This window comes from Acidisphaera rubrifaciens HS-AP3, from assembly GCF_000964365.1.
Lineage (GTDB): Bacteria > Pseudomonadota > Alphaproteobacteria > Acetobacterales > Acetobacteraceae > Acidisphaera > Acidisphaera rubrifaciens.
In genome coordinates, this window is sequence record NZ_BANB01000304.1 from 1 (window position 1) to 8,295 (window position 8,295).

General features: G+C 70.3%; 8 protein-coding genes and 2 pseudogenes. 7 read left to right on the forward strand and 3 right to left on the reverse strand.

All coding sequences use genetic code 11. The features are described from left to right. The 5 genes and pseudogenes from B8460_RS10070 to B8460_RS10090 all read left to right on the forward strand — a co-directional run. A pseudogene (locus B8460_RS10070) lies at positions 1-260 on the forward strand (hypothetical protein); the annotation flags it as partial. Between the two features lie 112 nt (positions 261-372). Then, positions 373-1,680 (forward strand): proline--tRNA ligase, encoded by a 1,308-nt coding sequence (proS, locus tag B8460_RS10075; protein WP_048861468.1) that lies wholly within the window; start codon positions 373-375, stop codon positions 1,678-1,680. 2 nt (positions 1,681-1,682) lie between these two features. Continuing rightward, positions 1,683-2,933: a lipoprotein-releasing ABC transporter permease subunit gene (locus B8460_RS10080; protein WP_048861469.1), complete on the forward strand. Its 1,251-nt coding sequence runs from the start codon at positions 1,683-1,685 to the stop codon at positions 2,931-2,933. Further along, a complete protein-coding gene (locus B8460_RS10085) occupies positions 2,926-3,606 on the forward strand; it encodes an ABC transporter ATP-binding protein (protein ID WP_048861470.1) in 681 nt (226 codons plus the stop codon). Before B8460_RS10080 ends, B8460_RS10085 begins: the two co-directional genes overlap by 8 nt. Before the next feature lie 77 nt (positions 3,607-3,683). Further along, positions 3,684-4,565: a polysaccharide deacetylase family protein gene (locus B8460_RS10090; protein WP_148360503.1), complete on the forward strand. Its 882-nt coding sequence runs from the start codon at positions 3,684-3,686 to the stop codon at positions 4,563-4,565. A 24-nt stretch (positions 4,566-4,589) separates the two neighbouring features. On the opposite strand, the gene B8460_RS10095 is transcribed toward B8460_RS10090, so the two are convergent. Genes B8460_RS10095 through B8460_RS10105 form a run of 3 tightly spaced genes read right to left on the reverse strand, consistent with a single transcriptional unit; the run spans position 4,590 to position 7,061 of the window. Next, positions 4,590-5,408 (reverse strand): bestrophin-like domain, encoded by an 819-nt coding sequence (locus B8460_RS10095; RefSeq protein WP_158322801.1) that lies wholly within the window; start codon positions 5,406-5,408, stop codon positions 4,590-4,592. A 45-nt stretch (positions 5,409-5,453) separates the two neighbouring features. Beyond that, complete coding sequence (locus B8460_RS10100; RefSeq protein WP_048861472.1) at positions 5,454-5,828, reverse strand: rhodanese-like domain-containing protein; 375 nt, start codon at positions 5,826-5,828, stop codon at positions 5,454-5,456. A 24-nt stretch (positions 5,829-5,852) separates the two neighbouring features. Then, positions 5,853-7,061, reverse strand: a complete 1,209-nt coding sequence (locus tag B8460_RS10105; protein ID WP_048861473.1) for a CaiB/BaiF CoA transferase family protein — start codon at positions 7,059-7,061, stop codon at positions 5,853-5,855. 126 nt (positions 7,062-7,187) lie between these two features. Between B8460_RS10105 and B8460_RS10110 the strand changes: the two genes are divergently transcribed. Next, positions 7,188-7,580 carry a response regulator gene (locus tag B8460_RS10110; RefSeq protein ID WP_048861474.1) on the forward strand — a complete coding sequence of 131 codons (393 nt, stop codon included), beginning with the start codon at positions 7,188-7,190 and terminating at the stop codon, positions 7,578-7,580. Positions 7,581-7,671: 91 nt separating this feature from the next. Next, positions 7,672-8,295: pseudogene (locus B8460_RS10115) on the forward strand (hypothetical protein); the annotation flags it as partial.

An 8,295-nucleotide genomic window follows, 5' to 3' on the forward strand; every position in this document is an offset into this window, starting at 1 on the left:
GGGCGCTGCGCGGCGCGCGGCGGCTGGACCGTATGCCAGGCCTGCGCGGCTTCGGCGTGCTCTCGTATGCGTTCTATATGTCGTTCGCCCTCGGCGAACTGGCCGCGGTGACGCTGTTGCGCGCGCTGGGCCGCGCGCCGGCCGCATCCCCCGTCGCCTATGTCGCGCTGACCACCGTGCTGACCCTGACGCTTGCCGTTGCCCTGCACCGTCTCGTCGAGCGTCCGGCGCTGCGGCGCTTCTCGCCGCGGGCCGCGTGAGCCCACCCGCCGGGGACATTGCCGCCGCGGACGTTGCCGCAACGGGGCATCTGGCCTGCCGACCGGCGCGCGGGTAGGGTCCGCCGCGCCGTTCCCCGACAGGATTTTGCCCATGCGCCTTGCCCGCAGCCTTGCGCCCACGCTGAAGGAAACGCCCGCCGAGGCGCAGATCGCGTCCCATCGGCTGATGCTGCGGGCCGGGCTGGTCCGGCAGGAAGCGGCCGGCATCTATGCCTGGCTGCCGCTCGGCCTGCGGGCGCTGCGGCGGATCGAGCAGATCGTGCGCGAGGAACAGGATGCCGCCGGCGCGCAGGAGATGCTGATGCCGACGATCCAGCCGGCGGAGCTGTGGCGCGAGAGCGGTCGCTATGACGCCTATGGCCCGGAGATGCTGCGCATCCTCGACCGCCACAAGCGCGAGATGCTGTACGGGCCGACCAACGAGGAGATGGTCGTCGATCTCGCCCGCCAGTGCCTGCGCAGCTACCGCGAGCTGCCGCAGACGGTCTATCACATCCAGTGGAAGTTCCGCGACGAGGTGCGCCCGCGCTTCGGCGTGATGCGCGGGCGCGAGTTCCTGATGAAGGACGCCTACAGCATCGACGTCGACTATGCGGGCGCGGTGGTCAGCTATCGCCGCATGATGCTGGCCTATATGCGCACCTTCCAGCGCATGGGCCTGCGCGCCATTCCGATGGCGGCGGAGAGCGGACCGATCGGCGGCAATCTCAGCCACGAGTTCATCATCCTGGCGCCGACCGGCGAGAGTCAGGTGTTCTATGACGCGGCGTTCGAGACGATCGACTACACCGACGCCGGCTTCGACATCCGCTCAGCCGACGATCTCGAACGCTTCTTCGGCGTGATGACGAGCCAGTACGCCGCGACCGACGAGAAGCACGACGAGGCCCGCTGGGCCGAGGTGCCGGCGGAGCGGCGGCGCGAGGGTCGCGGCATCGAGGTCGGGCACATCTTCTATTTCGGCACCAAATACAGCAAGCCGATGGGCTTCACCGTGCCGGGGCCGGACGGGCGGCCGTTCCATCCGGAAATGGGCAGCTACGGCATCGGCGTCTCCCGTCTGGTCGGCGCGGTGATCGAGGCGGGGCATGACGAGGCGGGCATCATCTGGCCCGACGCGGTGGCGCCGTTCCGCGTCGCGCTGCTCAACCTCAAGACCGGCGACGCGGCGTGCGACGCGCTCTGCGAACGGCTCTATGGCCGGCTCGACGCGCTGTACGACGACCGCGAGGAGCGGGCAGGGGTGAAGTTCGCCGATGCCGACCTGCTCGGCCTGCCGTGGCAGGTCATCGTCGGGCCACGCGGCGCGGCCGCCGGGCGGGTCGAGCTGAAGCGGCGCGCGACGGGCGAGCGCATCGAGCTGTCGGTCGAGGACGCGCTGGCGCGGCTCGCGGGCTGACGATGTTCGGCACCTTCGAACGCGCCGTCGCCGGGCGCTATCTGCGCGCGCGCCGGGGCGAGCGGTTCGTCTCCGTCATCGCCGCGTTCTCGCTGATCGGCATCGCGCTCGGCGTCGCGACGCTGATCATCGTCATGAGCGTGATGGGCGGGTTCAAGGTCGATCTGTTGAACCGCATCCTCGGCTTCAACGGGCATCTCGGCGTCTACGGTGCCGGCGCGCCGCTGGTGCAGTACGAACAGGACGCGACGAAGATCGCGGCGATCCCCGGCGTGGTCACGGCGACCCCGGTGGTGGACGGACAGGCGCTGCTGACGGACGATCGCGGCGTAGCGGTCGGCGGCATCGTGCGCGGCATCAGCCAGAGCGGGCTGCGCGGCCTGCATGCCATCAGCCACCACATCGTCGCGGGCTCGCTCGATGCGTTCCAGGGCAACGACGCGATCGCGGTGGGCATCGGGCTTGCGCGCAGGTTCGGCGCCTCCATCGGCAGCGACGTCACGCTGGTCTCGCCGCAGGGCGCGGCGACGGCGTTCGGCACGGTGCCGCGCGTGCGCGCCTACAAGATCGTGGCGATCTTCGAGGTCGGCATGAACGAATACGATTCGAACTACGTGTTCCTGCCGATGCAGGCGGCGCAGATCTTCTTCCAGAAGCCCGATCAGGCGACGCAGATCGAGGTGCGGGTGGCCGATCCCGACAACGTGGCCGCGATCGCCGCCGACGTGCGCAAGGCGCTCGGCGATCAGCCGGTGGTGATCTACGACTGGCAGCAGAACAACAACAGCTTCTTCGCCGCGGTGAAGGTCGAGCAGAACGTGATGTTCCTCATCCTCACGCTGATCATCCTGGTGGCGGCCTTCAACGTCATCTCGTCGCTGATCATGATGGTGAAGGACAAGACGCGCGATATCGCCGTGCTGCGCACGCTCGGCGCCCCGCGCGGCGCGATCCTGCGCATCTTCCTGATGTGCGGCGCATCGGTCGGCGTCACCGGCACCGTCGTCGGCACCGTGCTGGGCGTGGTGTTCTGCCTCAACATCCAGACCATCCAGGGCTGGGTGGAGACCATCACCGGGACGCGCGTGTTCAACCCGGAAGTCTACTATCTGACGCATCTGCCCGCGCGGCTCGACTGGCACGAGGTGACGCAGGTGATCGTGATGGCGCTCGGCCTATCGCTGCTGGCGACGCTTTACCCGAGCTGGCGTGCGGCCCGCACCGATCCGGTGGTGGCGTTGCGCAATGAGTGAGCCGCCCCTGGCGCTGCGCGGCGTCTGCCGCACCTACCGCACCGAGGCGGGCGAGCTGCCGGTGCTGCGCGGTGCGGACCTCGTGCTGGCGGCGGGCGAGATCGTCGCGCTGGTCGCGCCGTCGGGCGCCGGCAAGTCGACGCTGCTGCATCTCGCCGGGCTGCTGGAGCGGCCGGACGGCGGCGCGGTGCTGATCGCCGGTCGCGACGCGGCCACGCTCGCTGACGCCGAACGTACGGCCATCCGCCGCGACGCGATCGGATTCGTGTATCAGTTCCACCATCTGCTGGGCGAGTTCTCGGCGCTGGAGAACGTGGCGCTGCCGCAACTGATCGCGGGGGTCGCGCGGCGCGCGGCGCGGCAGCGCGCCGCCGCCCTGCTCGATGCGTTCGGGCTGGCGGCCCGGCGGGATCATCTGCCGGGCCGGCTGTCGGGCGGCGAACAGCAACGCGTGGCGATCGCCCGGGCGCTCGCCAACGGGCCGCGCGTGCTGCTCGCGGACGAGCCGACCGGCAACCTCGACGTGGAGACGGCCGACCGCGTGTTCGACGCGCTGCTCGATGCTGTGCGTCGGCAGGGCGTCGCGGCCCTGATCGCGACGCACAACCCGGACCTCGCGCGGCGGATGGACCGCATAGTGACGCTGCGCGACGGACGCATCGTCGCCGGCTGACGCGCGCTCCGCGTTCTTTGTCTGGACCCGGCGGGCGCGTGCGCGACATGCTGCATCGCAATCCAAGGAGGCTGGTCATGATTCCACGCGAGCGGGTTCCGTTTTCCGCGATCGTCGATCGCCCGCCGATCCGCCTGCCGGGCGACGCGCGCATCGTGGTCTGGACCATCGTCAACCTGGAAGTCTGGGACATCGCGCGCCCGATGGCGCGGCAGATCCTGCCCGCACCGATGGGGCAGCCGCTGCTGCCCGACGTGCCGAACTGGACCTGGCACGAATACGGGATGCGCGTCGGGGTGTGGCGTTTCTTCCGCCTGTTTGAACGCCTCGGCATCCGCCCCACGCTGTCGATCAATGCCCGCGTCTGCGAGGACTATCCCCGCGTCGCGGCACAGGCGCGTGACGCGGGCTGGGAGTTCATGGGCCATGCGTGGGATCAGATTCCGATCCACCGCATCGACGACCAGCCCGGCATGATCCGCCGCGCCCTCGACACCATCGAGCAATTCACCGGCGCGCGGCCGAAAGGATGGCTCGGCCCCGGCCTGACGCAGACCGAGGACACACCCGACCACCTCGCCGCCGCCGGCATCCGCTACATCGGCGACTGGGTCTATGACGACGAACCGACGGAGATCGCGACCCAGCATGGCCGGCTGGTCACGTTGCCGTACACCGTCGAGCTGAACGACATCCCGACCATGATGGTGCAGCATCACGAATCCGCCTACTGGCGCGAGCGCTGCGTCGACAGTTTCGACCGGCTGTATGAGGAGGGCGCGACGCGGCCGAAATTCATGGCCATCGCGATCCATCCCTACATCTCCGGCCAGCCGCACCGCATCCGCTATCTGGAGGAAGTCTACGACCATATCGGCCGGCATCCCGGCGTGCTGCACTGGAACGGGCTCGACATGCTGGACTGGTGGGATCGCGGCGCCGGACGGGACGGCGCCTGACGGGACGGCGCCTGATCGGCGCCGCTATCCGCGCGGCGGCGGGGTCAACGCCGCCAGCACCTCCGCATACGGCGCGCTGGACAGCGCGAAGGCGCCGCGGAACGGGCTGCTGAGGGCCACGATCAGCACGAGCACCATCGCTCCCGACAGGGCCAGCACCGACGACATCACGAGATGGCTCCGCAGGCTGGGCGCGGCGACGAACGACCCGGCACAGATCGTCAGGAGGCCGCCGAACAGCAGGGTTGTCCAGACGATCCCCGGCAGCGTCACGCCGGCGAGATGCAGCCGCATCGAACGTGCCTCCGCGAGCCGCGTGACGGCGGACAGCAGCCGTGACTGAATGTTCGTCGCGGCCGCCGTCGCGGGCTGTAAATCAGCGCACAGCAGGTTGATCCGCGTGATGACCGGGCTGACGAGCGCGGGCAGCATACCGGCGGCCTGCGCCGGCCATTCATCCTCGATCACGCCGCGCGTGTAGGCGATCAGCCCCGCGCGGACAGGGGCCGCGTCATGCGCGTCGAGCCCGTCGGTCGCCAGCAGCACGGAGGCGATCGCGGTCACCTCGTCCTGGGTCGCGACGGCCGCGTGATTGTATCCCTCCCACGCGACCGTGGCGACGAGGGCGAGCAGCACCGCGTAGGTGGTGCCGATCGTCCCGAGCATCGCCGCCGCCACATCCGTGTGCGCCCGGCGGGAGGCCGTCGAGATGAAGCTGCGCGTGCAGGTCTCGATGATGACGGCGCCGAGGACCGCGATGCCGATGATGAAGCCGGCGAGCACAACGGCGGAGTGGGCGTACACCGTCTCCGGATGCACCGCCATGTGCATGGCGCTGGCCATCGGCGCCGGTCCCATCGGCGGCTCGCCTGCGCGTGGCCGGCGGACTCAGTCCTTCTCGACCTTCATGCCGGCCGCGGCGAGTTCCTTGAACAGACCGGCGTTGCGCACGTCGGTGAAGCCCATGTCGAGCAGCGTCTTGCCGGCCAGCGCCGCGCGGTTGCCGGACGCGCAGTACAGCGCCACCGGCCGATCGCGCCGGAATGCCTCGTGGTGCAGCGGGCTGTCGGGGTCGGCGCGGAACTCCAGCATCCCGCGGGAGACGGCGACCGCGCCGGCGATCTTGCCGCTGGCGGCGATCTCGGCACTGTCGCGCAGGTCGATCAGCAACGTGTCGGCGGGGAGCCGCGCGGCGTCCTCCGGACTGACGCGCGGGACCACCGCGTTCGCTTCGGCCACCATGTCCTTGACGGTCTTGGGCACGCGTTCCTCCTTGTCTGGTTGCGCCTAGATGACGCCATCGGCACGCAGGCGCGCGATTTCCTCGCTCGTATAGCCTATCTCGTGCAGGACGTCCGTCGTGTCCGCGCCCGCGTCGGGCGCCGGGGTGCGCAGCGACCAGGGCGTGCGGCTCAGTTCCATCGGCTGGCCCACCAGCGTCTGCGGCCCGAGGCGTGGATGATCCACCTCGCGGGTCAGCCGGAGATGGCGCACCTGTGGATCGGCGAAGACCTGATCGATGGTGTTGATCGGGCCGCAGGGCACGCTCGCCGCGGCCAGCGTCTCGATCCAGGCGGCGGAGGGGCGGGTGCGCGTCACCGCCTCGATCGCCTCGCCCAGCGCGGCGCGGTTGTCGGACCGCGCCTCGCCGGTCGCGAAGCGCGGATCGGTCGCCAGCGCCGGCTGCCCCAGCGCGTCGCACAGGCGGCGGAAGATCGCGTCGCCGGACGCGGCGATGTTGATGTGCCCGTCGGCGGTCGCGAACACGCCGGTCGGGATGCTTGTCGGGTGATCGTTGCCGGCCTGCGGCGGCACCTCGCCGCCGAGCAGCCAGCGGCTCGCCTGGAAGTCGAGCATGGCGATCTGCGCGGCGAGCAGCGAGCTTTGCACCCACTGGCCCTCGCCGGACACCTCGCGCTCCAGCAATGCCACGAGGATGCCGAGGGCGGCATACAGTCCGGCCGTCAAATCGGCGACCGGGATGCCCGCGCGGGTCGGCCGGCGCGCGCCGTCGGGACCGGGGATGCCGGTGATGCTCATCAGCCCGCCCATGCCCTGGGCGATCTGATCGAAGCCCGGCCGGTCGGCATACGGGCCGTCCTGCCCGAAGCCCGAGATGCTCGCGTAGACAAGGCGCGGATTGACCGCCCGCAGCCGCTCGTAGTCGATGCCGAGCCGGTATTTCACGCCGGGGCGGAAGTTCTCCACCAGCACGTCCGACCGCGCGACCAGGCGGTGCAGCACGGCCAGACCTTCGGGGCGTTTCAGATCGAGCGTCAGGCTGCGCTTGTTGCGATGCAGATGCTGGAAGTCGGGACCGTGGCGGTCGCCGCCCATCCCGCCGTCGCCCTCCGGTCCCTCGATCTTGATCACCGAGGCGCCCCAGTCCGACAGCTGCCGCACGGCGGTCGGCCCGGCGCGGACGCGCGAGAGATCGAGCACGCGGAAACGCGCCAGCGGGCCGGTTGCGGGAACAGATGTCGCGGGGTCGGGCATGGGCGCCATCGAACCACGCGCGGCGCCGCCTGCCTATCCCGTGCGGCCCGTGGGTTCGCGGCCCGATCCCCGGCCTGATCCCCGGGGACGATTGCCGGCGCGGGGGCGGCGCGCGCAAAATGCGCTATGACCGACACCGCGCAGGATCAGACACAGCCGCATGACGGCCGCGCGACTGCCGCCGCCCGCATCCTGTTCGTCGATGACGAGGAGGGCGTGCGACTGGTGGTCGGCGATTTCCTGGCCTCGATCGGCTACGACGTGTTGGTCGAGGCGGACGGCGCCGCCGCGCTTCGCCGCATCGAATCCGACCCGTCGATCACGCTGCTGATCAGCGATGTCCGCATGGCCGGGCTGTCCGGCATCGACCTCGCGCGGGCGGCGAGCCGCCTGCGCCCGGCACTGCGCATCCTCGTCACGTCCGGCTATTTCCTGCCGCAGACCGTGCCCTGGCCGTTCCTGCGCAAGCCGTTCCGCCTCGGTGAGTTGGAGGCCGCCGTCACGGCGGCGCTCGGCTGAGCCGCGCGGCGGAACACCCGGCGGCCGAGGCTGGTCACGACTTTGTGTCGATTGTAGTCTTGCTGCGATCACGGCGGATGGAGTGGACGCCATGGCCTGGCTCAGCACGCCCGGACTGACGCCGCATGGCTTCTGCCTGGCGTGGGACCCGGCGCTCCTGTCGCTGCATGTCGTGTCGGATGCGACGATCGCGCTTGCCTACTACTCGATCCCGGCAGCGCTGGCGTGGCTGGTGATGCACCGGCGCGATCTCGCCTTCCGCTGGCTGTTCTGGCTGTTCGCGCTGTTCATCCTGGCCTGCGGCACCACGCACGTGATGGACGTGTGGACGCTGTGGTATCCCGACTACCTCGCGCAGGGCCTCATCAAGGCGGCGACGGCCGCGTTGTCGATCATCACCGCCTTTGCGCTGTGGCCGATGCTGCCGCGCGTGCTCGCGCTGCCGTCGCCGGCGATGCTGCGTGACGCCAACGACCGTCTGGCGGCCGAGGTGCGCGAACGCGACCGGCTGCTCGCCGCCCTCCAGCACGAGACGGCGGAGCGCGAGCGGGCGGAGGAAATGCTGCGCCAGGCGCAGAAGATGGAGGCGATCGGCCAGCTCACCGGCGGTGTGGCGCATGACTTCAACAACCTGCTGCTGGTGATGCAGGCGAATCTCGAACTGCTGGACCGGCGGCTGCACGACGACGCCGCGTCGCGGACGCTGATCGAGCGG